23 protein-coding genes are annotated in these 24,500 nt (G+C 74.1%); 12 read left to right on the plus strand and 11 right to left on the minus strand.

Features of this window, described 5'->3' with window-relative positions:
• Window positions 1-59: 59 nt before the first annotated feature.
• The 3 genes from IF43_RS0108180 to IF43_RS0108190 form a co-directional block, all read right to left on the minus strand.
• Window positions 60-545 carry a hypothetical protein gene (locus tag IF43_RS0108180; RefSeq protein ID WP_030196081.1) on the minus strand — a complete coding sequence of 162 codons (486 nt, stop codon included), beginning with the start codon at window positions 543-545 and terminating at the stop codon, window positions 60-62.
• Window positions 546-865: 320 nt separating this feature from the next.
• On the minus strand, window positions 866-1,168 hold the full coding sequence (locus IF43_RS0108185; protein WP_030196084.1) for a dsRBD fold-containing protein: 303 nt from the start codon (window positions 1,166-1,168) through the stop codon (window positions 866-868).
• Window positions 1,169-1,613: 445 nt separating this feature from the next.
• Window positions 1,614-2,033: a molybdopterin-binding protein gene (locus tag IF43_RS0108190; RefSeq protein WP_030196086.1), complete on the minus strand. Its 420-nt coding sequence runs from the start codon at window positions 2,031-2,033 to the stop codon at window positions 1,614-1,616.
• Window positions 2,034-2,323: 290 nt separating this feature from the next.
• On the opposite strand from IF43_RS0108190, the gene IF43_RS0108195 reads away from it, so the two are divergent.
• From IF43_RS0108195 to IF43_RS0108205, 3 genes are all read left to right on the plus strand, one after another.
• Window positions 2,324-3,193, plus strand: coding sequence for an alpha/beta fold hydrolase (locus IF43_RS0108195; RefSeq protein WP_030196090.1), 870 nt, complete (start codon window positions 2,324-2,326; stop codon window positions 3,191-3,193).
• A gap of 87 nt (window positions 3,194-3,280) precedes the next feature.
• On the plus strand, window positions 3,281-3,934 hold the full coding sequence (locus tag IF43_RS0108200) for a DUF4389 domain-containing protein (protein WP_030196093.1): 654 nt from the start codon (window positions 3,281-3,283) through the stop codon (window positions 3,932-3,934).
• Between the two features lie 162 nt (window positions 3,935-4,096).
• The gene (locus tag IF43_RS0108205; RefSeq protein WP_234332012.1) at window positions 4,097-5,845 is read left to right on the plus strand and encodes a GAF domain-containing sensor histidine kinase; all 1,749 of its coding nucleotides are present in this window, start codon (window positions 4,097-4,099) and stop codon (window positions 5,843-5,845) included.
• A gap of 12 nt (window positions 5,846-5,857) precedes the next feature.
• Here IF43_RS0108205 and IF43_RS0108210 read toward each other — a convergent pair whose 3' ends face one another.
• Together IF43_RS0108210 and IF43_RS0108215 are read right to left on the minus strand one after the other, a co-directional pair.
• Window positions 5,858-6,355 carry a pyridoxamine 5'-phosphate oxidase family protein gene (locus IF43_RS0108210; RefSeq protein WP_051794932.1) on the minus strand — a complete coding sequence of 166 codons (498 nt, stop codon included), beginning with the start codon at window positions 6,353-6,355 and terminating at the stop codon, window positions 5,858-5,860.
• Between the two features lie 110 nt (window positions 6,356-6,465).
• Window positions 6,466-6,789 (minus strand): STAS domain-containing protein, encoded by a 324-nt coding sequence (locus IF43_RS0108215; RefSeq protein WP_051794894.1) that lies wholly within the window; start codon window positions 6,787-6,789, stop codon window positions 6,466-6,468.
• Window positions 6,790-7,090: 301 nt separating this feature from the next.
• Between IF43_RS0108215 and IF43_RS0108220 the strand changes: the two genes are divergently transcribed.
• Window positions 7,091-7,795, plus strand: coding sequence for a response regulator transcription factor (locus IF43_RS0108220; RefSeq protein ID WP_030196104.1), 705 nt, complete (start codon window positions 7,091-7,093; stop codon window positions 7,793-7,795).
• A gap of 133 nt (window positions 7,796-7,928) precedes the next feature.
• On the opposite strand, the gene IF43_RS0108225 is transcribed toward IF43_RS0108220, so the two are convergent.
• The 4 genes from IF43_RS0108225 to IF43_RS0108240 all read right to left on the minus strand — a co-directional run bounded on the left by IF43_RS0108225 (window position 7,929) and on the right by IF43_RS0108240 (window position 11,199).
• Complete coding sequence (locus IF43_RS0108225) at window positions 7,929-8,477, minus strand: DUF1062 domain-containing protein (protein WP_030196105.1); 549 nt, start codon at window positions 8,475-8,477, stop codon at window positions 7,929-7,931.
• 217 nt (window positions 8,478-8,694) lie between these two features.
• The gene (locus IF43_RS0108230; RefSeq protein WP_030196106.1) at window positions 8,695-9,291 is read right to left on the minus strand and encodes a hypothetical protein; all 597 of its coding nucleotides are present in this window, start codon (window positions 9,289-9,291) and stop codon (window positions 8,695-8,697) included.
• Between the two features lie 130 nt (window positions 9,292-9,421).
• Window positions 9,422-10,117 carry a pyridoxamine 5'-phosphate oxidase family protein gene (locus tag IF43_RS0108235; RefSeq protein ID WP_078909981.1) on the minus strand — a complete coding sequence of 232 codons (696 nt, stop codon included), beginning with the start codon at window positions 10,115-10,117 and terminating at the stop codon, window positions 9,422-9,424.
• Complete coding sequence (locus IF43_RS0108240; RefSeq protein ID WP_030196109.1) at window positions 10,114-11,199, minus strand: zinc-dependent alcohol dehydrogenase family protein; 1,086 nt, start codon at window positions 11,197-11,199, stop codon at window positions 10,114-10,116. The genes IF43_RS0108235 and IF43_RS0108240 overlap by 4 nt, the downstream gene beginning before the upstream one ends.
• 157 nt (window positions 11,200-11,356) lie before the next feature.
• Here IF43_RS0108240 and IF43_RS0108245 point away from each other — a divergent pair, with 157 nt between their 5' ends.
• Entirely contained in the window at window positions 11,357-13,963 is a 2,607-nt protein-coding gene (locus IF43_RS0108245) for a phosphoketolase (protein WP_267884731.1), read from the plus strand.
• A 37-nt stretch (window positions 13,964-14,000) separates the two neighbouring features.
• Here the strand turns inward: IF43_RS0108245 and IF43_RS0108250 are convergent, their stop codons facing one another.
• Window positions 14,001-15,698, minus strand: coding sequence for a GAF domain-containing protein (locus tag IF43_RS0108250; RefSeq protein WP_324605093.1), 1,698 nt, complete (start codon window positions 15,696-15,698; stop codon window positions 14,001-14,003).
• Window positions 15,699-15,878: 180 nt separating this feature from the next.
• Window positions 15,879-16,784 (minus strand): universal stress protein, encoded by a 906-nt coding sequence (locus IF43_RS0108255; RefSeq protein ID WP_051794896.1) that lies wholly within the window; start codon window positions 16,782-16,784, stop codon window positions 15,879-15,881.
• Window positions 16,785-17,005: 221 nt separating this feature from the next.
• On the opposite strand from IF43_RS0108255, the gene htpX reads away from it, so the two are divergent.
• The 7 genes from htpX (at window position 17,006) to IF43_RS0108295 (ending at window position 24,382) form a co-directional block, all read left to right on the plus strand.
• On the plus strand, window positions 17,006-17,926 hold the full coding sequence (htpX, locus tag IF43_RS0108260; RefSeq protein WP_030196120.1) for a zinc metalloprotease HtpX: 921 nt from the start codon (window positions 17,006-17,008) through the stop codon (window positions 17,924-17,926).
• Window positions 17,927-17,938: 12 nt separating this feature from the next.
• Entirely contained in the window at window positions 17,939-18,517 is a 579-nt protein-coding gene (locus IF43_RS0108265; RefSeq protein ID WP_030196128.1) for a hypothetical protein, read from the plus strand.
• Window positions 18,518-18,808: 291 nt separating this feature from the next.
• A complete protein-coding gene (locus IF43_RS0108270; RefSeq protein ID WP_030196130.1) occupies window positions 18,809-20,764 on the plus strand; it encodes an APC family permease in 1,956 nt (651 codons plus the stop codon).
• A 71-nt stretch (window positions 20,765-20,835) separates the two neighbouring features.
• The gene (locus tag IF43_RS0108275; RefSeq protein ID WP_030196132.1) at window positions 20,836-21,384 is read left to right on the plus strand and encodes a GNAT family N-acetyltransferase; all 549 of its coding nucleotides are present in this window, start codon (window positions 20,836-20,838) and stop codon (window positions 21,382-21,384) included.
• A 678-nt stretch (window positions 21,385-22,062) separates the two neighbouring features.
• Window positions 22,063-22,698: a metal ABC transporter ATP-binding protein gene (locus tag IF43_RS0108285; RefSeq protein WP_030196135.1), complete on the plus strand. Its 636-nt coding sequence runs from the start codon at window positions 22,063-22,065 to the stop codon at window positions 22,696-22,698.
• Window positions 22,695-23,564: a metal ABC transporter permease gene (locus tag IF43_RS0108290; protein ID WP_030196136.1), complete on the plus strand. Its 870-nt coding sequence runs from the start codon at window positions 22,695-22,697 to the stop codon at window positions 23,562-23,564. The genes IF43_RS0108285 and IF43_RS0108290 overlap by 4 nt, the downstream gene beginning before the upstream one ends.
• Window positions 23,522-24,382 carry a metal ABC transporter solute-binding protein, Zn/Mn family gene (locus tag IF43_RS0108295; protein ID WP_030196138.1) on the plus strand — a complete coding sequence of 287 codons (861 nt, stop codon included), beginning with the start codon at window positions 23,522-23,524 and terminating at the stop codon, window positions 24,380-24,382. Before IF43_RS0108290 ends, IF43_RS0108295 begins: the two co-directional genes overlap by 43 nt.
• Window positions 24,383-24,500: the final 118 nt, after the last annotated feature.

The following is a 24,500-nucleotide window of genomic DNA, read 5'->3' on the forward strand; positions in this document are numbered from 1 at the left end:
CTTCTGGCCCCGGTCCCGCTCCCGCTCCTATGCTCATCCCCGCGCTCCCCCTGTGCGAGTCACTTGCAGAGCATGACCGGGCTGGTGGTGGGTTCGAAGACGAGCGGCGGCTGTCCCGCCGTCTCGAACACCGCGACCCGGTCGGACTCCAGCTGGACGTATCCCGGGGTGTAGTCCTGGCCCCAGTCCACCCGCGGCCCGGCCACGCCGGACTCCAAGTCGGTGCGCATCTGGATCAGCCGCCAGTACCGGCCCGAGAACTTCAGCGTACTGACCCCGCAGTGCGTGTACAGGTCGAAGCGGTACCAGGTTCCGACCGCGGCCGACGCGGGCCCGACGGCGGGGTCGTCGCGGTCGACCGGGCCGGGCGCGGGCCGACCGTCGTCGGCCCGGTCGTCGGAGACGGTGCCGGTGGCCGGGCGGACGGACGTGCCCGCGGCGGAGCTGGCGTCGGCCGTCCCGGCGCAGCCGGCCGCGGCCAGGGCGAAGCCGAGCAGCAGGGGGGCGAGGCGACGGAGGGGGCGCAGGGGGTGCGTGGGGTTCATGGGGTGCCTTCCGTACGCGGCGGTGGTGCGATTGGGACGTACGGGGGACGGAGCCGGTTCCGCGCCGCTCACCCCGCGGGGCGCCCGGGCGTCCGCCGCCCTGCCGTGGCGGGGTCGGCCGGCTGGAATCCGGAGTCGAGTTGCGTGTACGCCGTTACCGCGCCCGGCCCGCCGGGGGTGGCGGGTGGGGCGGGTGGGCGGCCCAAGTCCGTCCGGCCGGGCCGGCGTACGGGGTCGCCGCTGCACAACCGAGGGCTCCGTGACCGCAGTTCGGGACGCCCCGGCATGTCGGCGGGGTGGGGGCGGAGGAGGTGGCGGCGTCAGGAGGTGGTGAGGTCCGGCCAGCCGGCGTAGGGGCGGAGGGACTCCGGCCCGGCGGCGGATCCGGACGCCGCCATGTCGCCGTAGGCGGCGCGCTTGAGCTGGTCGGCGAGGTTCTCCATGGCGCGGGCGGCGGCGAGCTCGTCGCCGATCACGGGTACGTCCGCGTCCTGGGGGCTGCGGCGGGCCGTGCCGTGCCCCGTGAGCGTGGCCGTGCCGGTGTCCAGCTCCACGCGGGCCTTCGTCATGCGGTCGTCCTCGACGAGGTCGAGGCGTACGCGCCATTCGGTGGTGTGCGACATGGTGGGCCTCCGCCGCTGCGTCCACGGGTCCCTGCCCCCGGTCCGAGCGTACGCCTCCCCATCCTGCCCGGCACGGGGGCGCAGGCGGCGCACCCGGGGCTCGACGCCAGCGCGTCCGTGGCTCGACGGCAGCGCGTCCGTGGCCGCGGACGGAAAGAGTCCACCCGCTTCTCGCGGATCCTGATTGTGCGGTGCGCGACCGTGGGCCGCTTCTCCGCGTCCTCGAATTCCGGACTCTTTCCGTCCTCTACATGACACCACGCCCCACCCCCGGCCGCCAGGGCCGGACGGCCCCCTCGGGGGCCGTCCGGCCCTGGCGGTCGGACGAGCCGGACGGGCCTTGATCGGCGCGGCGTTCCCCGTCGCCGCCGGGCGCGTTGCGGGCCGCGCCGAACCTCTGACGGGGACCGGTCGGCGCGCATGTGGGCCCGGCCCGCAGGAGCGGTCAGGCGGCGGCCAGGGAGATCTCCGTCGACTTGATCAGCGCGACGACCGAGGAGCCGGGGAAGAGGCCGAGGGCGTCGACGGCCTCCTTGGTGATCGCGGAGGTCAGTTCGGCGCCCTCGACGGCGATCTTGACGGAGGCCATCGCGCTGCCGGTCGAGACGCCGACGACGGCGCCCGCCAGCTGGTTGCGGATCGAGATGCCCTCGACGGGTCCGGTGGCGACGGCCACCTCGGTGGCCTTGACCAGCGCCTTCACGGCGGAACCGGGGGCCAGGCCAAGGTCGTTGACCGCGTCGGCGGTGATCGCCGCGGTGATGTCCTGTCCGCCGGCCAGACGCACCTTCACCGAGGCCATCGCCTCCCCGGTGGCGACGGAGGTGACGGTGCCGGCGAGTTGGTTGCGGATGGACATGCCCATGAAGACCACACCTCACGAGGTCGGGTTCGGAAGCGCGAGCACGACGGTGACCCGCGCCACCGGCGAAGCTACCGGATCAAAACCCTCACCCCGTCACATACGCGGCACTTCCCTACCGGTTGTCACCCCGCGGCACCGCCGCCGCGCGGCCCTTTCCGGCGCCCCGCGCCGCCTCGGCACCGCACCCACGGCCGTGACCGTCGCGCCCGGAACCCGCGGCGCGCCCCCGTCGTCGTAGTGCCGTCAGCAGAACCCGAGGGCAGCGCGCGAGTCGAGGGGCGAGGGGTCCGATGGAGTCGATCTACCGCAGTACCGCCGGGCAGCAGGAGATCGGCCGCTGGTGCGTCGAACGGCTCGACTCCTGGGCGGTACCGCACGAGCGGACGACGCTCGCCGCCGGCGGCGCACGCACGCACGTCGTCACGGCCGGACCGGGACCCGGCGCCGACACCCCCACCGGCACCGGCACCAGCACCAGCACCAGCACCGTCGTCTTCGTCCCCGGCACCAACTTCAACGCGGCCGCCTCCCTGCCCCTGGCCGCGGCACTGGTCCGGGCCGGCCACCGCGTCGTGACGGCCGACGTACCGGGCCAACCGGGGCTCAGCTCCGGGGCCCGCGGGCTGTCCGGCGGGCGACTGGCCTGGTACGGGGCCTGGTTGGACGACGTCCTGGAGACCACCGGGCCCGCCGTCGTGATGGGGCACTCCTTCGGCGCCGCCATCGCGCTCTCCTGCCGCTCCCCGCACGTGGAGCGACGCCTGCTGCTCTCCCCCGGCGGCTTCTGCGCCCTGCGGCTGACGCCCGGTCTGCTCGCCGCCTCGGCCGCCTGGTACCTGAGCCCCGGCCCGGCACGCAGCGGCCGACTGCTGCGGAGCATGACGGCGCCCGGTGTCGAGCCCCGGGCCGAGCTGGTGCAGTGGCTGACCCTGGTCGCCCGCCACTCCCGTTCCAGCGGCGCCCCCGGCCGCGCCGCGTTCGACGACCGGGTCCGGGCCGTGCCGCACCGCGTGGTGTCGGGCGCCCATGACGTCTTCCTGCCGCCGCGGCGGCTGGCGCCGGCCGTCCGTGCCGCGCTGGGTGCGGACCTGGAGGTCGTCCCGCACGCCGGCCACCTCCTGGTGGACGAGGCCCCCGACGACGTGGCGGCCCTCGTCTGACCTGCCGCGCGACCCGGAGCGGTCGCAGCCCGCGCGGTACGGGAGCAGGCTGGAACCGAGGGGGAAGGCGCCCGGAAGGACCGCGTGATGAGCACTCCGACCGCTTACCGCCCGGTACGCATGACGGGGAGCCTGGACGAGCCGCTGTCCCGGTGGTTGTGGCTCGTGAAGTGGATCCTGGTCATCCCGCACGTGGTGGTGCTGGCCTTCCTGTGGATCGGGTTCTTCGTGGTCAGTGTGATCGCGTTCTTCGCGATCCTGTTCACCGAGCGCTACCCCCGGGGGCTCTTCGACTTCAACGTCGGGGTGCTGCGCTGGAGTTGGCGCGTCTCGTACTACTCGTACGGCGCCCTGGCCACCGACCGGTACCCGCCGTTCAGCCTGGGCGAGGAACCCGGCTACCCGACCGGCCTCCACATCGCGTACCCCGAGCGGCTCTCCCGGGGGCTGGTGCTGGTCAAGTGGTGGCTGCTCGCCGTCCCGCAGTACCTGGTGGTCGCCTTCCTTGCCGGCGGCTGGCACGCGGGCTGGTGGGACACGGGCCTCATCGGCCTGCTGGTGCTGTACGCCGCCGTGGCCCTGGCGTTCACCGGCCGCTACCACCGCGACCTGTTCGACCTGGTCATGGGCCTCAACCGGTGGGTGCTGCGGGTCGCGGCGTACGCGGCCCTGATGACGGACGAGTACCCGCCCTTCCGGCTCGACCTGGGCGGCACGGACCCCGGCGAGTACGTCATCTGACTCGCCGCTGCCCGCGCCCGGACGCCGGCGGACGCGGCCGTCGGAGCCGTCGGGAGGGCGCGGCGGGCGAAGATCCGACCTTCGTACGGAGGACCACCCTCCGCAAGGGTTCCGCTACCTATAGTCTTCGGGTCGGCGAAGGTGAGGGGAGTCGGTACGGCCATGGTGGGGGAACCGCTGTCGAAGATGCCGCGGATGCGGCTGGACGAGCTGCTCGACGAGCTCCAGGCGCGGATCGACGCCGCTCGCGGCACCCGGGACCGCGTGCACAGCCTGCTGGAGGCGGTCGTGTCGGTGGGGCGGGAGCTGGAGCTCTCGCAGGTGCTGCGCCGCATCGTGGAGGCGGCGGCCCTGCTGGTGGACGCGGAGTACGGAGCCCTGGGCGTCATCGGCCCGGACGGCCGGACGCTGTCGCAGTTCCTCACCGTGGGCCTCACGGACGGCGAGATCTCCCGGATCGGGCCGCTGCCGGCCGGTCACGGCCTGCTCGGGGAGGTCATCCGGCACCCGGAGCCCCTGCGGCTGGGCGACCTCGGCAGGCACGTGTCCTCGCACGGCTTCCCCGCGCACCACCCTCCGATGCGCACTTTCCTCGGCGTACCGATCCGGGTCCGCGAGGAGGTGTTCGGGAACCTCTACCTGACCGACAAGCGGGGCGGGCTCGACTTCGACACCGAGGACGAGTCGGTCATCGCGACGCTCTCCGTCGCCGCAGGTGTCGCGATCGACAACGCCCGCCTGTACGAGGGCTCCCAGCGCCAGCAGCGCTGGCTGCGGGCGAACGCCGAGATCACCCGGAGCCTGCTGTCGGGCAGTTCGCGGGCCGAGGTGCTGCGGCTGATCGCGGAGCGGGCCCGGGACATCACCGGCTCGGCGGCGGCCGAGATCGCCACCGCCCTGCCCGGGGCGGACGGGCTGCTGGTCGAGGTGGCCACCGGATCGGGGGCCGCCTCCCGGGAGGGCCTGTTACTGCCGGTCGAGGGCACCATGCCGGGGGCCGCGCACACGGCCGGCGCGCCGGTCGCCACCTCGAAGTCGAAGTCGGACGAACGGTTCCCGGCCGACAGCCGTCCGGCGGGCGGACTGGGGCCGGCGGTGGCGGTGCCGCTGGGCACCGAGGACGGGGGTGGCCGGGGCGTGCTGTTCCTGACCCGTGACACCGGGGAACCGGTGTTCTCCGAGGGCGAGCTGGAGCCGCTGCTGGCCTTCGCGGCGCAGGCCGCGCTCGCCCTGGAGCTGGCGGACCGGCGCCGGGACGCCGAGCAGATCGCGCTGCTCGAGGAACGCGACCGGATCGCCCGCGACCTGCACGACCTGGCGATCCAGCGGCTGTTCGCCACCGGGATGACCCTGCAGAGCGCCACCCGCCTGGTGCAGCACGAGGACGCGGCGCAGCGGGTGGCGCGGGCCGTGGACGACCTCGACGAGACCATCAAGATCATCCGATCGACCATCTTCGGGCTCCGGACCAAGGACCGCGACGCCGGTACGGGCCTGCGGGCGCGCGCGGCCCAGGCGGTCGGGGAGGCCGCGACGGTCCTGGGCCATCCGCCGCGGCTCAGCATGGAGGGTCTCCTCGACACCGACGTGCCGGCCGCGGTCGCCGACCACGTCGTGGCGGCGCTCAACGAGCTGCTGAGCAACGCGGCCCGGCACGCCCGGGCGACCCGGGTGGCGGTGGCGCTGGAGGCCGCGGAGGGCGAGGTGGTCCTCACCGTGTCGGACAACGGGGTGGGGATCCCGGAGCAGGGCCGCCGCTCGGGCCTGGCCAACCTCGAGGAGCGCGCCGGCCGGGTCGGCGGCACCTTCCGCGTGCAGTCCGCGGCCGGCGGGGGCAGCCGGCTCGTGTGGCGGGCTCCGATCGGGTCCGGCCGGGAACGGGCCGTCACCACCCCCGCACCCGCACCCTGACGGCCCGCCGGCTCATCCGGCGTCGGCCGGGTCGCGCTCCAGGACGTACCCGGTGACCAGGTCGGGTTGGATCCGCACGACGTGCGGCATGTCGAGGCCCACCCACGGCAGCAGCCGCGCTCCGAGCCGCGCGGCCTCGGCCCGGTCCCCCACCGAGCGGGCGTATCCCGTGACCACCACGCTCCAGCCCAGGTGGGTCACCGGGTCGATCTCGTCGGCCTCGTACGCGACCACCACGCCGTCGGCGTCCGCGGGCACGGCCAGGGCGGCGAGCGCCCCGCCGTCGTGGACCCGCACCAGGACGTCCTCGCCGTCCAGCACGTGGTTGACGGGGCGTACGGCGGGCAGTGCGTGCCGCGTGAAGACCACCCGGCCCAGGGAGACGGAGCCGAGGAGACGCAGGGCCTCGGCCCGGTCCAGCGACCGCATGCGGCGCGGACCGGCCGCGGCCGGGATCGGCGCGGCAGTGGTCGCACAGTGACCCGTTCGACGTTCGTTGCCGTATTCCATGATGCGCATCCCGGTCCGGAATCATTCGGTTCGTGTCGCTCTCCGACCAGGAGCGTCACCCGTAACACGCTGCGCGCACCAGGGCCGAACGGTCCTCGTTTCCCCGTCCGTCACGCCCACCGGCAGCAGAGGTCCCGGTCGACCCCCAGCACCCGCATGGATTTGGCCAGCAGCGGCGGCACGCCGTCGAGCAGGAGGCGCGCGCCGGCCCGTGCGCACCGGCGGTCGAGCCGCAGGAACAGGGCGATGCCGGAGCTGTCGCAGAAGGCGACGCCCGAGAGGTCCAGCACCAGGTCCCCGCCGTGGTCGGCGAGCCGGGCCAGTCGCGGCTCCACGGCGGCCACGGTGTGGACGTCCAACTCCCCCACCACGGCCACCCCCGGCCCCCAGTCGCCCCGCGAGACGGTCCTGAGCGCGATCACCGTTCTGCCCATGCGTCCTCACTCCGTCGTACCTCTACCGTCACCGGCCGGTCACCGCGCCGGAGCCCCGGCCGGGGCTCGGCCACCCCATCAGCTCCGCCGGGCGCTCCGAAAGGTCCGCAGGCCCCGCACGAAGGGCCGAAGGTCCCGAGAGGGCGCCGAAAGTCCCCCGACGGTGGCGGACGTCCGCGTGACGGCGGGTCAAGGAGGGCCGATCGGCCCTGTCCGGAGGTCCCCTCGGCGCGACAGGATGCCAGGGCGCCCCCACGCCCGCGCCCGCGACCGCGCCGCGGCCACGACCAAGGAGTCCGAGATGTCCGACAGCGGTGAGCCCCTCCCGGCGGAGGAGCCCGTCAGCGTCTTCCTCCTCGACGACCACGAGGTCGTCCGCCGGGGCGTGCACGACCTGCTGGACGCCGAGCCCGACATCCGCGTCGTGGGCGACGCCGCCACCGCGGAGCAGGCGCTCGTACGGGTGCCGGCGCTGCGCCCGCGCGTGGCGGTGCTCGACGTACGGCTGCCGGACGGCGACGGGGTCTCGGTCTGCCGCGAGCTGCGCTCGCGCATGCCGGACCTGGCGTGCCTCATGCTCACCTCGTTCGACGACGAGGACGCCCTGCTGGACGCCATCATGGCCGGCGCCTCCGGCTACGTCCTCAAGCAGATCAACGGCACCGACCTGGTGACCGCCGTCCGCACGGTCGCCTCGGGCCGGTCCATGCTCGATCCGGGGGCCACCGCCCGGGTCATGGCGCGGATGCGGGGCGAGGTCCCCGAGCAGGAGCGGGTGCCGGGCCTCCCGGGCTTCACGGACCGGGAGAAGGAGATCCTGGTGCTGGTGAGCGAGGGCCTGACGAACCGTGAGATCGGCAAGCGGCTCTTCCTCGCCGAGAAGACCGTCAAGAACATCGTCTCGCGTCTCTTCACGAAGCTCGGCGTCGAACGGCGGGTCCAGGCGGCCGTGATCGCCAGCCACGCCCTGGTCCCGCCCAGCCGCCGGCCGGGCCGCCCCGCCTGACCGCGGGGCCCGACCGAGCCCCGACTGTGGGGCCCGACTGTGGGGCCCCGACTGTGGGGCCCGGCTGCGCGGTCCGACCGCCGGGCCCGACCGGCGGATCTCGCCGGACGGGCCCCGCGGTCCCGCGAAGGGCTCAGCGCTTGAGCGTGAAGGTGAAGTCGCCGGAGAGCCTGCCGCCCAGCCGGACGGCGGACACGACCTTCCCCTCCTCGACCAGCCGCTCGACCTCGGCCCGCGACAGGCCGCAGCCCTCGGCGATGAGCCGCACCGGCCGGACCGGGATCCGTGCCGCGAAGCGGACCGACACGTCGATCACCTCGTGGTCGAGGTGGTCGGATCCGCCGGTGTCGAGGCGCCAGGCCCCGCGCCAGTCGAGGGCGATGCGGTTGCGGCGCTGCACGACGGGGTCCTGGAGCAACTCGGCCGTCAGGCCCAGGTCGTTGTCGTGCAGCCGGTCCAGCAGCTCGGGCCGCACGGAGCGCACGTGCGTCCGCTCCAGGACCGTCAGCTTCGCCGTGTCCCCGCAGGCGGTGCAGAGCACGAGGAGCCAGACGTCGAGGAGCTTGTGGTTCGCGTTGACGCGGAATTTGCCGCTCGCCCGGAAGCGGTCGGCCGCGCACGCGTGGCAACGGCGACGTACGAGGGGCAGGCAGGTGGGAGCGACCACCCAGTCGTTGAGCACAGGTGTACACCGGTTTCAGTGAGAAGTCCGCAGCAGGAAGCAGCACGGCGCACAGGTGCGACGCGCGACAGATCAGCTCTCGGGGGGTCTCACTTGGTGTACAACGGCGCGTCCTTGCCTCGGCGATTCGGTCCGACAGCACGGTAAGGGCGCACGGCGGCGCCGCTCCACCGGTTTTCGTGCCGCCCGGACGCCGGAGGGCCCGGGGCCGTGCCCTTCAGTCGTCGCCCGCGCCCGGTCCGGGGCGGAGCCGGCCGGTCCACAACGGCTCGACCTCCTCCCACTCGCGGTCCCAGTCGCGCAGGCTGCCCGCCTCGACCCGCCGCAGGCGCAGGTGGACGACCGCCCCGGCGCACAGGACGGTCGCGGCGCAGACGCAGGCGCCGAGGCCGGCCGCGTTGAGGCCTATGTCGGTGGCCGACGCGGGGCCGGCGGCCGCCCGTCCGACGTCGTCGACCCACAGCGGCACCCGGTCGTGGGCGTGCGTGCGGAACGGCACGGTGATGGTCCCGCCGTGCTCCGCTGCGGCCGCCGGGTACCGCCAGACCGCCCGCGCCGTCATGCCGAAGCCTCCGGACCGGCCGGCCGTGACGACCGTCGGCTCCGCGACCACGGTGGCGGTGACGCGGTGCCGGTGACGGGCCTGCTCCTGCGCGGTGCGGGTGTCGGCGTCCCGCACCGCCAGGGCGGCCAGGAAGCCTGCGATCACGGCGAGGGCGCAGGCCAGCACGAAGACGGCGTGCCAGCGGGTGCGGGCGCGGTCGGCCGCCCGGCGCAGCGGGCAGGCCCCGGTGGGGGTCTTCCGGTGGAACATGGCGCGCCTCCGCGCTGTGGCCGCCGGCGCTCGGGCGGCGGCGAGCTCCTGACCGACCGGGTGGGGCCGGCGGTGGGTCCGCCCGACCCGATCGGCACGACGTCCCCTGGGGACACGGGGCCGGGCCGGATCACGGGTGCGCGATCCTGCGGCCGGTGAGGCGTACGGGGGTGAGCCGCATCCAGTGGGCGCGCCCACCGCCGGCCCACGGGGCGGAACGGGCCGCGGCGTTCAGGCGCCGGAGCTCGTCGGCGTCGGTGACGCCCCGGAGTTCGCCCACGGCGAGCACGCTCCACCCCGTCGCGGCCACGTCGTCGATCCGGTCGACCTCGAAGGCCACCTCGGTTCCCGCGGCCCTGGCCGGCACGGCGTCGCCGGACGTGCGGAAGGCGATGTCGGCCCCCGCGACGACGTAGTTGACCGGGAGGATCGCGGGTCCTTCGGCGGTGAAGACGGCCACCCGGCCCACTCCGTGAGTGCCGAGCAGACTGCGGCTCTCGGCCTCGTCGAGGGGCAGCAGCTCGGCCTCGCGCACCGCGGTCGCCGTGCCGGGGGTCCGGTGGGTGGTGGCGCCGGTCAGGTCGTCGACCGTGGTGCCGAGGGCGTTGGCGAGCCGGATGAGCGTGCCGGCCGCGGGCGCGGCCGCGTGGTCCTCGAGGTACGCGATGTAGTGGGCGTCGGCGCCGCACCGCTCGCCCAGCGCCTCGCGGCTCAGGCCGAGTTCGGTCCGGCGTGCCGCGACGCGGCGGCCCAGGTCGGTACGGCCGCGCTGCGCCGCGGCCGCGTCGCCGGGCGGGCGGGGTCCGGTGCCGTGCAGGGTGTTCATCGCGCACGCTCCTCCTGGGGCGGTACGGCGACCGCGTCGTGCCGCGGTCCGCCGAGGACGACCTTCAGCGCGCCGGTGTCGGCGGCGCGGGAGAAGACGTCGTAGGCCTCTTCCATCCGGTCCAGCTCGAAGGAGTGGGTGACGAGCGCGGCGGCGGGCAGCCGGCCGGCGGCCAGCATGCGCAGCAGCATGGGGGTGGAGGAGGTGTCGACGAGGCCGGTGGTGATGGTGACGTCCTTGATCCACAGGTCTTCGAGGTGCAGGACGGCCGGCTTGCCGTGGACGCCGATGTTGGCGACCCGCCCGCCGGGGCGGACCATGCGGGTGCACATCTCGAACGCCTCGGGCACGCCCACGGCCTCGATCACGACGTCCGCGCCGAGGCCCTCCGTGAGGTCCTCCACCAGCTGCTCGGGACCCTCCCGGGCGCTGGCGGTGGCATCGGCGCCGAGGTCGCGGGCGGCCGCCAGGCGGGACTCGGCGAGGTCGACGACGATGATGCGGAACGGGCTGTAGAGCGTGGCGGTGGTGATGGCGGCCAGGCCGATGGGCCCGGCGCCGACCACGACGACGGTGTCGCCGGGGCGCACGCCGCCGTTGAGGACCCCGACCTCGTACGAGGTGGGGAAGATGTCGGCCAGCAGGACCGCCTCCCGGCTGTCCACGGCGTGGGGCAGCGGGTGCACCGACAGGTCGGCGAACGGCACGCGGACGTATTCGGCCTGGGTGCCGTCGATGGTGTGGCCCAGGACCCAGCCGCCGCCCCCGCGGCACTGGCCGTAGCGGCCCTCGCGGCAGAACCGGCAGCGGCCGCAGGCGGAGATGCACGAGACCAGGACCCGGTCGCCGGGGCGTACGGTGCGCACGTCACCGCCGATCTCCACGACCGTGCCGACGGCCTCGTGGCCCAGCACGCGGCCGGGCGTCACCTCGGGGACGTCGCCCTTGACGATGTGCAGATCCGTGCCGCAGATGGTGACGGCCTCGACCCGTACGACGGCGTCGGCGGCGTCCTTGATGGCCGGGTCCGGGACGTCCTGCCAGGAGGTTCGCCCCGGCTCGTGGAAGACGAGCGCCTTCATGGCGTGCCCCTTCCCGTGTGTGTGCTGGACAGGGTGGTCACCGTCAAGGCTGTGCGCGGGGCGGCCGGGGCGCATGGGCCGGTCGGTCCCCACCGGGGGCCGGTCGGACTCCTCCCGCCCGGGTCGCCGGGTGGCACGGTCGACAGCGACAGCGACGATGGCCGCCTCCTCGTCGGTTGCGGGCACTTCCAGGGTGTCGCGGACCTGCGGCGCCGCAACCGGGCCGGGGCCGGGCAGGCCTCGGCCCGGGGCGCCCGGCCTGCCCCTGGCGGGGTGGCGGGGCGGATGTCCCGGGGCCGACGGTCCCTCTCCCCGGGCCGGTCCGCCCCTGCCCGCGCGCGGGGAACCGGGGGACAGTCCTCGGAACCGGCACTCGGCACGGGTGCCCGTCACCGCGAAGGAGCGTCGGATGGCGACGTATCCGGTCCCCGAACTGGACGCCCACTGGCGGGCGGCCAACTACCTGGCCGCCGGCCAGATCTACCTGCTGGACAACCCCCTGCTCCGCGAGCCGCTCCGGCCCGCCCACGTCAAGCCCCGGCCGCTCGGCCACTGGGGGACCTCACCGGGGCTCAACCTGGTGCACACCCACCTCGACCGGGTCGTCAAGGAGCGGTCCCTGGACGCGCTGTGCGTCTGGGGGCCGGGGCACGGCGCCCCCGCCGTCCTGGCCAACGCATGGCTGGACGGCACCTACACGCGGACCTACCCCGACGTCACCCGCGACGCGGACGGCATGCGCAGGCTCTTCCGGCAGTTCTCCTTCCCGGGCGGCGTGCCCAGCCACGTGGCGCCGGAGACCCCCGGATCGATCCACGAGGGCGGGGAACTGGGCTACTCGCTGTCCCACGCCTTCGGGGCCGCCCTCGACAACCCGGGGCTGCTCGTCGCCTGCGTGATCGGCGACGGTGAGGCCGAGACCGGGCCGCTGGCGGCCTCCTGGCATTCGAACACCTTCCTGGACCCGGTCCACGACGGGGCCGTCCTGCCCGTCCTGCACCTGAACGGGTACAAGATCGCCAACCCGACGGTGCTCTCCAGGATCCCCGGCCCCCGGCTGGACGCCCTGCTGCGCGGATACGGCTACGCCCCGCTGTTCGTGTCGGGCGACGACCCGTACGCCGTGCACCGGGCCCTGGCGGAGGCGATGGACACCGCCCTCGACCTCATCGGGCGCATCCAGCGCACGGCGCGGACCGGCGCGGCCCGCCGGTGCCTGCCCGCCTGGCCGGTGATCGTGCTGCGGACCCCGAAGGGGTGGACCGGGCCCCGGGAGGTGGCCGGTCAGCCGGTGGAGGGCACCTGGCGGGCCCACCAGGTGCCGCTGCCGGACGTGCGCGAGAACCCCGACCGCCTGGCGGCCCTGGAGGCCTGGCTGCGCTCGTACCGCCCGGAGGAGCTGTTCGACGCCGAGGGCCGTCCGCTCGCCCGGGTGCTGTCCTGCGTGCCGGAGGGCGAGCGCCGCCTCGGCGCGAACCCGCACGCCAACGGCGGCCGCCTGCTGCGCCCGCTGCCGCTGCCGCCCGTCGACGCGTACGCGGTGCCGGTCGTGAAGCCCGGTACGGGGGCGCACGAACCCACCCGGGTGCTCGGCCGGTACCTCGCCCGGGTCATGGCCGACACCGCCGAGCGGCGGGACTTCCGGATCGTCGGCCCCGACGAGACCGCCTCGAACCGGCTGGACGACCTGTACGACGCGACCGGCAAGGCCTGGCAGGCGGCCACCGCACCCACCGACGAGCACCTGGCGCGGGACGGCCGGGTGATGGAGATCCTGTCCGAGCACACCTGCCAGGGCTGGCTGGAGGGGTACCTCCTCACCGGTCGGCACGGCCTGTTCTCCACGTACGAGGCCTTCGCCCACATCGTCGACTCGATGGTCGGCCAGCACGTGAAGTGGCTGCGCACGGCCCGCACGCTGCCCTGGCGCGCACCGATCGCCTCCCTCAACTACCTGTTGACGTCGCACGTCTGGCGGCAGGACCACAACGGCTTCTCCCACCAGGACCCCGGGTTCGTCGACCACGTGCTCAACAAGAGCCCGGAGGTCGTCCGGGTCTACCTCCCGCCGGACGCCAACACCCTGCTCGCGGTCGCCGGCCACGTGCTGCGCAGCCGGGACCGGGTCAACGTGGTCGTGGCCGGCAAGCAGCCCTGCTTCGACTGGCTGTCGATCGAGGAGGCCCGCGCGCACTGCGCCCGTGGCGCGGGGGTCTGGTCGTGGGCCGGCACGGAGCGGCCGGGGCGCGAGCCGGACGTGGTGCTGGCGTGCGCGGGGGACGTCCCCACGCTGGAGGTGATGGCGGCCGCGGCCCTGCTGCGCGAGCACCTGCCGACGCTGTCCGTCCGCGTCGTCAACGTGGTCGACCTCGCCCGGCTGCTGCCCGGGGAGGAGCATCCGCACGGGATGGCGGACGACCGGTACGAGGAGCTGTTCACCCGCGACCGTCCGGTGGTGTTCGCCTACCACGGCTACCCGTGGCTCATCCACCGCCTGGCCTACCGGCGCCCGAACCACGCCCGGCTCCACGTCCGCGGCTACAAGGAGTCGGGCTCGACCACCACGCCGTTCGACATGGTCGTCCGCAACGACCTCGACCGGTACCGGCTGGTGATGGACGTGCTGGACCGGGTGCCCGGGCTCGGCGAGGACGCGGCCGAGCTCCGCCGCCGGATGGTCGTGCAGCGCCGGCGCCACGGGGCCTGGATCCGCGAGCACGGCACGGACCTCCCGGAGGTGGCCGACTGGTCCTGGCCGTTCTGAGACGTCCCCGGGCCGTCGAGCCCCCGGCTCCCGCAGGTCAGGCGGGTGCCGGGGGAATCGGGACGTGCCAGGTCAGGCGGGTGCCGTGGTCGGCCGGGCCGGGTGCGGACGTCGTCATCGACCCGCCGAGCTTCCGCGCGCGTTCGGCCAGGTTGCGCAGGCCGCTTCTCGGACCGGCCGCCGGCAGGCCGACGCCGTCGTCGGTGACGGTGACGGTCAACCGGCCGTCGGCCACGACGACCGCCACCTCGGCCCGGGTGGCCTCGGCGTGCCGGGCCACGTTGGTGAGCGCCTCGCCCACCACCGCCAGGACCTGGTCGGCCACGGCCACCGGTACGTCGGTGTCGACGAGGCCCTCCATGCGCAGGGCCGGGGCGAACCCCAGGGCGCCCGCCGCCTCGTCCACGGCCCTGACCAGGCGCACCCGTAGTTTCGGGGCGGCTCCGGGCGTCTCGTGGTCGCGGAGGCCGAAGATCGTCGAGCGGATGATCTTGATGGTGGCGTCCAGGTCGTCCACCGCCCGGGCCAGCCGCTCGGAGGCCTCGGGGTGCTCGACGAAGCGCTGGGCGCTCTGCAGGGTCATGCCGGTGGCGAAGAGCCGCTGGATGGCCAGGTCGTGCAGGTCGCGGGCGATGCGGTCGTGATCCTCCAGCAGGCTCATCTGCTCGGCGTCGCGCCGCCGGTCGGCCAGTTCCAGGGCGAGGGCGGCCTGGCCGGCGTACCCCGGGAGGGCGGCGACCTCGGAGGTGGCGAAGAGGGGCCGGCCGACGCGCCGGGCGAGCAGGAGCACGCCGCTGAGCTTCTCCTTCGTACCGACCGTGACGGCCACGGCGGGGCCGAAGCCGCGCCACCGCTCGGGGTGGACGGTGATCCGCCCGTCGGTCGCCACCTGGGTGACGGTGACGATGCCGTCCTGGACCAGCGCCGCCTCGGCCGGGGTGCCCGCGGTGCTGGGCAGGACGATCCCCCGGTGGGCGTCCGCGGCGTCCCCGAGCGCCAGCGAGCCGCGCAGCTCGCCGCCCGGGCCGATGAGGTAGTAGACGGCCAGGTCGGCGCCCGTGATGTCCTTGGCCCGCTCCAGCATGCCCTCCAGCACCTCGTGCTCCGGCTGGCCTGACAGCAGGGCGCTGGTGATGTCCGTGCTCGCCGTCAGCCAGCGCTCGCGCAGCCGCACCTCCTCGTACAGGCGGGCGTTCTCGATGGCGATGCCGGCGGCGACGGCGAGGGTGGACAGGACGGCCTCGTCCTCCGCGTCGAACTCGGCGCCGCCGCGCTTCTCGGTCAGGTAGAGGTTTCCGAAGACCTCGTCGCGGACCCGGATGGGGACGCCGAGGAAGGAGTGCATCGGGGGGTGGTGCGCGGGGAAGCCGTACGACGCGGGGTGCTCGGACAGCTCCGACAGCCGCAGCGGTTCGGGGTGGCGGATCAGCTCGCCGAGGATGCCGTGGCCGGAGGGGAGGTCGCCGATCTCGGCGCGCAGCTCGTCACTGATGCCGACGGGCAGGAACTCGGCGAGCCTGCGGCCGTCGCCGATCACCCCGAGGGCCCCGTACTCGGCGTCGACGAGCACGACGGCCGCCTCCACGATGCCGCGCAGCACCTGCGGGAGGTCCAGGCCGCGGCCCACGGACATGACGGCCTCGAGGAGGCCGTTCAGCCGGTCACGGGTGCCGCGGACCTCGTCGATGCGGGCCTGGAGCTCGTCGAGCAGCTCGTCCAGCCGCAGACGTGGCATTCCGCGTCCCGGGGCCGCCTGGCCACCTTCGCCCATGCTCTGGCCTTCCGTCCGGTGCCGGGAGGAGGGGTCTCCCCTTCACGGTAGCTCCGGGCAGGGGCGCTTTCCCGTCGCTGCGGACGGTGGGACCAGTGGGGCAGGACGGGCCGGCCGGGCCGTCCTGCCCGGTCCGGCCGTGGGTCACGACGCCTCCTCCTCCTTCGGCTCGGGCATGCGGGGGATGAGCAGGACGGGGCAGTGGGCGTGGTGCACGAGGGTGTGGGTGGCCCGGCCGAGGGTGGTCCCGATGAAGCCCCGCTCGCGGCGTCCGCCCATGACGAGCAGGTCGGCGTGGCGGGTGGCCTCGACGAGCACGCCGCCGACGGAGACGCTCTTCTCCGCGTCCGCGTGGACCCTCAGCGCGGGGAACTCCTCGTGGACCTGGTCCGCGACCGCCGTCAGGTGCCGTACGTGTTCCTGGGCGAGCTCGTCCACGGCGTCGAGCTGGCCGACGACGTTCCCGACCGACTCCAGCAGGCTCCACACGTGCAGCAGCCGCAGCGACGCCTTGCGCAGTTCGGCCTCCCGGGCCGCGTAGCGGGCGCAGACCAGATCGTGCTCGTCACGCACGGCGGCCAGGACCACGCCGGTCTCCGCTCCGTCCCCGTTGCCGCGGACCACCACGACCGGCGTCCGCGCGCCCGCGGCCGTCTTGAGGCCGATCGAGCCGAGCATGAGGGAGTTGAAGCCGCCCAGACCGCGGCTGCCGACCACGACCGTGCCGTACGGGCCGCCCGCGGCGTGCAGGGCGGTGACGGCGTCGTGGCGGCTGAACTCGGTCGTGACCTGGAGGTCGGGGTGTGCGGCGGTGACCGCCCGGGCGGTGTCGTCCAGGAGCGTGCGGCCGGCCGCGCGTATCCCGTCGACGGTGTGGGCCGACAGGTACAGGGCCTTGTTGTCGGTGTCGGCCGCGTACAGGACGTGCAGGGGACGACCCCGGCGGGCGGCCTCGTCCGCCGCCCACAGGGCGGCCGCGCGCGCCGGCTTCGAGCCGTCGACGCCGACGATGACCGAGCTGGTGTCCGGGGTCCGGATGGTGCCTTCCACGGTTCCTCCCCACCGAGGACGTACTGGTGACAGCTCCACGCTGCCCCGCCGACACCGTCCCGGCGCAGGGCCGCCCAGGCCCCGGGACGGGGCCGAAGGTCCCTACCTGCCCGGGCCTCCCGGAACGCCTCCGGGTCGGCGGACAATGGAGTCAGCGCGGTCCCCGCCGGAAGCCCCCGGCTCCCCGCCCGACCCGGCCGGCCGCGAGGAAGGCGGCCGCCATGACCCGCGTCAGCCGTTTCGAGCCGGACCGGCAGCTCACGGTGCGGATGGGCCTCACGATGTTCCTGCTGGGCCTGGTGTACGTCGGGTTCGTCGCGGCGCTGATCGTGACCCTGAAGTCGACGGCCCTGGTGGTCGTCGTCGCCGCCGGCCTGCTGCTGGCCCAGTTCTGGTACTCGGACCGGATCGCCCTCTTCGCCATGCACGGCGAGCTCGTCACCCCCGAGGAGGAACCGGAGCTGCACGCCCTCGTCGACCGGCTCTGCGCGACCGCGGACATGCCCAAGCCCCGTGTGGCGCTCTCCCGCATGGACCTGCCCAACGCCTTCGCCACCGGCCGCAACGCCGACAACGCCGTCCTGTGCATCACCACCGGCCTGCGCCGGCGGTTGACGACGGAGGAACTGGAGGGCGTGCTCGCCCACGAGCTGTCCCACGTCGCCCACCGCGACGTCGCGGTGATCACCATCGCGTCGTTCCTGGGCGTCCTCGCCGGGCTCCTCGTGCGCTTCACCTTCTATTCGGGGCTCTTCGGCGGGGCCCGCCGCGACCAGAACGCCGCCGCCGCCATCGCCGTCGTCCTGGGCGTCTCCGCCCTCGTGTACGCCCTCAGCTTCCTCCTCATCCGGGCCCTGTCGCGCTACCGGGAGCTCGCCGCCGACCGGGCGGCGGCCCTGCTCACCGGCAAACCGTCCGCCCTGGCCTCGGCCCTGACCAAGGTGACCGGCGACATCGCCCGCATCCCCACCCAGGACCTGCGCACCGCCCAGGCGTTCAACGCGTTCTTCTTCGCCCCGGCGCTCGGCTCCGGCGCGACGCTGGCCGACCTGTTCTCCACCCACCCCACCCTGGAGCGCCGGCTGGACGCCCTGGCCGAGATCGCCGCGCGGCTGGGCGACGGTGCCGTGGCCGAGGGCTGAGGGCCGGCGGCCATGGGGTTCTGGGACGCGCTGCTGGGCCGGTCCCGACCGGCGGCGCCCGATCTGGACCGGCTGTTCGCCCTGCCCTCGGCGGCGGTCACCCTGCAGGCGGCCGCCGGCTTCGTCCCGACCGGCAGCGGCTCGGTGTGCTTCTCCGCCATCGAGGGCGAAGCCTTCGCCGAGGTCCGGCGGGACGTACGGGAGCTCCTGGAGGCCGACACCGAACGGCGGGGCCCGGCCGTCGAGTTCAGCCACGACGCGTACGGCTACGACTGGCTGCTCTCGCGCCGTCCCCCCGACGAGCTGCCCGCCCTCGTCGGTGACCTGCACGCCGTGAACACGGCCCTGCAGGAGAGCGGCTTCGGCCCCCACCTGCTGTGCTCCCTGGTCGGCTTCCAGGACGCCGGCGCGCGTCCCCTGGCCCTGGTCTACCTCTACAAGCGCGGCACGTTCTACCCCTTCGCCCCGCTGCCCGGCGACCGGCGCGACAACTCCCTGGAACTCCAGGTCAAGGCCGTCCTCAAGGACGACCTCACCGTCGAGCCCGACCTGACCCGCTGGTTCCCCGTCTGGGGCGCCCCGGGGGCGTGAGCCGAAGGGCCGCCCCGGGAGGTGAGCCGCGGCGGCCGGGGCCCGTGGGGCAACGGCGCGGCGATGCGTGTCACCCCGCTCGGCGCCTGGCACGCCGCCGACCTCGACGCCGTCGCCGGGAGCCGCGTCGGGGGCGCCCGGTGTGAGGAAGACGACGCCCGGAAGACGGATCTTGACGCTTTCCTGACGCGCTCACCCGCGCCGGGGCGATCCGCGCTGCTTACGCTGGCCCGACCGTACGACAATCGGCCGGATTTCCCCTCGCCGGCGAGCAGAACCCAGGAGCATCCCATGGCCACCACCACGACCGACACGCGAGGGAGCAGGCTTCGCGCGTGGATGCTGGAGGGGCTGTCCGACATGGGCAAGGGCCGGCCGTCCAAGCCCAAGGAAACGCCCGAGACCGGCCACGAGGGCCAGCGCTGGTACCGGGTGATGTGCCTGACCGGTGTCGACTACTTCTCGACCCTCGGCTACCAGCCCGGCATCGCCGCCCTGGCCGCCGGGCTGCTGTCCCCCGTCGCGACGGTCGTGCTCGTGATCGTGACCCTGGCGGGTGCCCTGCCCGTGTACCGCCGGGTGTCGGAGGAGAGCCCGCACGGCGAGGGCTCGATCGCGATGCTCTCCCGGCTGCTCTCCTTCTGGAAGGGCAAGCTCTTCGTCCTCACGCTGCTGGGCTTCGCCGCGACCGACTTCCTGATCACCATCACCCTGTCGGCCGCCGACGCCTCCACGCACCTGGTGGAGAACCCGCACCTGGAGTCGGCCCTCCAGGACAAACAGGTGCTGATCACGCTGCTGCTGGTCGCGCTGCTCGGCGCGGTGTTCCTGAAGGGCTTCCTGGAGGCGATCGGCGTGGCCGTCGCGCTGGTGGCCGTCTACCTCGCGCTCAACGTCGTGGTCGTGATCAGCGGCCTGTGGCACGTGGTCACCGAGGGGCACGTCGTCACCGACTGGACGGAGGCCCTGACCGCCGAGCACGGCAACATCTTCGTCATGATCGGCGTCGCGCTGATCGTCTTCCCCAAGCTCGCACTCGGCCTGTCCGGCTTCGAGACGGGTGTGGCCGTGATGCCGCACGTGAAGGGCGACCAGCAGGACACCGAGGCGAGCCCCACCGGCCGGATCCGCGGCACCAAGAAGCTCCTCACCACGGCCGCGCTGATCATGAGCGTGTTCCTGATCTTCACGAGCTTCATCACCACGGTCCTCATCCCGCACCAGGAGTTCGAGCCTGGCGGCAAGGCCAACGGCCGCGCGCTCGCCTACCTGGCCCACGAGTACCTCGGCAACACCTTCGGCACCGTCTACGACATCTCGACCATCTGCATCCTGTGGTTCGCCGGCGCCTCCGCCATGGCCGGTCTGCTGAACCTGATGCCGCGCTACCTCCCCAAGTACGGCATGGCCCCGCACTGGGCGCGCGCCGTGCGCCCCATGGTCATCGTCTTCACCCTCGTCGCCTTCCTGGTGACGTGGATCTTCGACGCCGACGTCGACGCCCAGGGCGGCGCGTACGCCACCGGTGTCCTCGTCCTCATCTGCTCGGCCGCGATCGCCGTGACCATCTCGGCCCGCAAGGCGGGGCAGCGCGGCTGGTCGATCGGGTTCGGCGTCATCTCCGCCGTCTTCCTCTACACCACCGTCGTCAACATCATCGAGCGCCCGGACGGCGTGAAGATCGGCGCCTGCTTCATCGCCGGCATCATCCTCATCTCCCTCCTCTCCCGCCTCGGCCGCGCCTTCGAACTGCGCGTGACGCACGTCGAGCTCGACCAGATGGCCGAGCGGTTCATCCAGGACATCTCGCGCCGCACCCCCCGCTTCATCGCCAACGAGCCGGACCAGCGGGACATCACCGAGTACCGCGAGAAGATCGAGCAGATCCGCGCGGACAACGACATCCCCACCACGGAGGACTTCGTCTTCGTCGAGGTGACGATCACCGACCCGTCCGAGTTCGAAGCGGGACTCACCGTCCGCGGCGAGGTCCTCCACGACCGCTACCGCGTCCTGACCGTGGAGAGCTCCTCGGTCCCCAACGCCCTGGCGGCCCTCCTCCTCCACGCGCGCGACCTCACCGGCACCCGCCCGCACGTCTACTTCGAGTGGACCGAGGGCAACCCGTTCGCCAACTTCCTCCGCTTCTTCCTCTTCGGCCAGGGCGAGATCGCCCCGGTGACCAGGGAGGTCCTGCGCGAGGCCGAGCCCGACCGCGACCGCCGCCCCCGCGTCCACGTCGGCTGAGTGCCGGTGGCGAACGGCTTCCGCACGGCTGACAGGGAGGCCCGGCGGCGGCGGGCGCTTAGCATGGGCCCATGTCCACTGCGTCGCCACGGGTCGAACTGCGCCCGCTCACCCTCGCCGACCAGGACGAGTTCTGCTCGCTGGTACGGGCCAGCGCCGACCTGCACGGGCCGTGGATGCAACTGCCCGCGACCGCGGCGGAGTTCCGGGCGTGGATGCGCCGCTTCGACGAGGGCCTCAACCAGGGCTTCCTGATCCGCGTACGGGAGACCGGAGCGGCTGCCGGCATGGTCAACATCAACTCGATCATCCGGGGCCGCTACCAGGGTGCGTCGCTCGGCTACGCGGCCTTCGCCCCGTCCGCGGGCCGGGGCTACATGGCCGAAGGGCTCACCCTCACCCTGCGACACGCCTTCGAGGACCTGCGGCTGCACCGGCTGGAGGCGAACATCCAGCCTGCCAACAAGCCGTCCCTGGCGCTGGTCGAGCGCCTGGGCTTCCGTTACGAAGGTCTCTCGCCGGCCTACCTCTACATCGACGGCGCCTGGCGCGACCACGAGCGCTGGTCCATCACCGCGCCCACCCCCTGGACGCCCGACCCTTCCCTCCCCCGGGTCTAGGGCCTGGTCGGCTCTTCCGGAGGAGCCGACCTGGGCACGCCGGTCGGCCTGTTCGCGGAAAACCGGTGGAGACGTGCCCCCGTACGCGGTTACCGTGCTCCCGCCCGTGTCCCTCCGGTGAAGGACGTGCCGTTGTACACCAAGTGAGACTCCCCGAGCGCTGATCCGTCGCGCGTCGCATCCGTGCGCCGTGCTCCTTTTCGCTGCGGTCCTCTCACTGGAACTGGTGTGTCTCCGTGTTCAAGAACCGGGTGGTCGTGCCCACCTCCTCGAAGCCCTTCCTCCACCGTTCGCGCCGCCACCGGCCGGCCTGGCAGTCGCCCTACGGTCCGCCGCCGCGCCGGACGCACCGCGGCCGTTGGGCGCCCCAACCGGGGCTGACCGGTGCCCGGTCCACCGTGCGGCGCGGACACCGCCGCGGCGAGTGCGACTGACCACGGTCCCGCCCGCCGGGGCGGAGCCGCGGGCCCGAACCTCCCGCGGCTCCGCCCCGCCGCGCCTCCCGTGACCCGCCCCGCCATGCGTGCCGCGCCGCGCCGCGCCGCCGACACGACCGCCCGGAAAAGGTCGTGCAGCGCGGGAACCCCGTACCCCCGCCGTCCGACTACTGCCGTGTGGAGGCGCAGGGGGCCGTGCGCCCGCCTCCGCCGACGTGGTCGAGCGAGAGGTGCGTGAGGGATGGGCGGGCTGGACGTGCGGATGCGGGGGGTCGCCTGCCGGCACGGCCGGGTGGAGGCCGTCTCCGCGGTGGACCTGGAGATCGCCGCGGGTGAACGGGTGGCCCTGACCGGGACCAACGGGTCCGGTAAGACGACCCTGCTGAGGGCCGTCCTCGGGTTGCACCGCCAGGTCACGGGCTCGATCCTGGTCGGCGGCCGCGACGCCCGTTCCCCCGCGGAGTGGGCGTGGCGCCGCCGCGCCTGCGCCTGGATCCCGCAGAAACCGGCCGCGGGACGGTTCCCGCTGCTCGGCGAGGAGTTGCTGGCCGGCAGCGCGGCCCCGGTGGACGCGGCGCAGGCGGCGGACCGCCTGGGCGTGGGCCGCCTGGCGGGGCGCCCCCTGCACACGCTCTCCGGTGGCCAGTTGCAGCGCATGTACCTGGCCCGGGCGATGGGCTGTGTCGCGGCAGGGGCCGAGGTGCTGCTGGCCGACGAGCCGACCGCCGCCCTCGACTTCGACGGGCAGGCGGAGGCCGCCGACGTCCTCACCTCGCTGCCCGTGACGCTGGTCGTGGTGACCCACGACCGGGCCCTCGCCGAACGCTGCGACCGCGTACTGGAGATGGCGGCCGGCCACCTGCGGGAGGTCCGGTGACCACGCTGGCCACGGCCGACGTCGGCGCGCTGCTCCAACTCGTCCCGGTCCAGCGGGCGGGGTGGGCGCTCCTGCTCGCGGCGGTCGGGCTGCCGGTCGTCGGCGTGGTCGTCGTCGGGCTCGACATCATGCCGGTCCGGTTCGCGATGATGCACGTCGCGCTGTTCGGCATCGCCGTCGGCCTCCTGACCGGGCTCGACCCGATGGTGTGCGCCCTGGTCGCCTGCGCCCTCGCCGGGGCGGGGGTCGCGCCCCTCGCCCGTACCCCCGACGGCCTGTCCGGTGCGATGGGTCTGCTGATGAGCCTCGCCGTCGCGGCCGCGCTGCTCCTGCTGGCCGTGTCGGGTGTCAACGCCTCCGGCGCGTTCGCCCTGCTGTGGGGGTCGATCCTGTCGGTCGGCACCCCGGACCTGGTCGTACTCGGCGTGCTCGCCGCGGCCGTGCCGGGGCTCTTCTGGTGGCGGCGGCGCGACATCGGCCTGCTGCTCTACGACCGTGAACTCGCCCAGTGTTCGGGGGTGCCCGTGCACGCCCTGACCGCGGCGCTGCTGGTGCTCGTCGCCGTGGCCGTCGCCGGGGCCATCAAGCTCACCGGGGCGCTCCTCGTCGACGCCCTGACGCTGCTCCCGGCGCTCGCCGCCCGACGGCTGGGCAGCTCACTGAAGTCGATCACCCTGTGGGCGATCGGCATCGGGGTCGCCGTGAACCTGACCGGGTTCCTCGCGGCCCTCTGGCTGGACTGGCCGCCCGGTCCGGTCCTCGTCCTGACGGCGGGGGCGCTCGTCCTCGCCGTGCACGTCATATCCGAACGGAGAACCAGCTCATGGCGCGCACCCGCGTCCGCATCGCTTCCCTCGTCGCACTGACCTCGGCCGCCCTGACCCTCGTGACCGGCTGCGGCGGGGACGACACCGGGTCGCCTTCGAAGGCGAAGGGCGACCACGGCAAGGCCGGCGACCACGGCAAGCACGGAGGCCACGGCGGCCACGGCGAGCACGGGGACAAACCCGTGGTCGTCGTCACCACCACCTGGGAGGGCGCCTTCGCCGAGGCCGCGGGCGCCGAGGACGTCAAGGTCATCGTGCCGCAGTCCGTCCACCACGCCCCCGACTACGACCCCAAGCCCTCGGACCTCGCGGCCGTCGCCTCGGCCGACTTCGTCCTCTACGCGCCGTTCGAGCCGTACGCCGCCAAGATCAAGGAGGCCGCCGGGTCCGAGGCCAAGCTGGTCGAGGTCGACCTCGACAACGACCCCGGCAAGGTCAAGGCCGAGGTCGGCAGGCTCGGCGCGCTGTTCGGCACGGCCGACGCCGCGGCGAAGTGGAAGACGGGCTTCGACACCGAGTACGCGAAGCTGAGCAAGGACGTGCGGGCCGCCTGGCCCGGCGGCACCGCCCCGACCGCGGTCGCCCAGGTCTTCACCACCTGGTCCGCCGGTCTCGCGGGCGCCACCACGGTCGGTACGTACGGGCCCGAAGCCGTCACCCCCGCGCAGTTGGCCGGGCTCTCCGCGAAGAAGCCGGCCCTGGTGCTGGACAACGCCCACATGTCGACCGGGGCGGTCCTGCCCGACTCGGGGGCGAAGCAGGTCGAGATCGTCAACTATCCGGGCGAGGACCTCGACCTCCTGGGGGTCTACCGCGACGCGGCGGCCCAACTGAAGAAGGCCATGGGCGCCTCCTGAGCGTCCGCGGGCAGCGGGCCGGCACGTGGGCGACCGCCGCGAGGACTCCCGGCCACCGAAGAGCCGCGGACGTCCATGCGGCGGTCGGCCGTTCGACGAGGAGGGCGGGGAGGCGTCG

Source organism: Streptomyces sp. NRRL S-87 (genome assembly GCF_000719335.1).
Classification (GTDB): domain Bacteria; phylum Actinomycetota; class Actinomycetes; order Streptomycetales; family Streptomycetaceae; genus Streptomyces.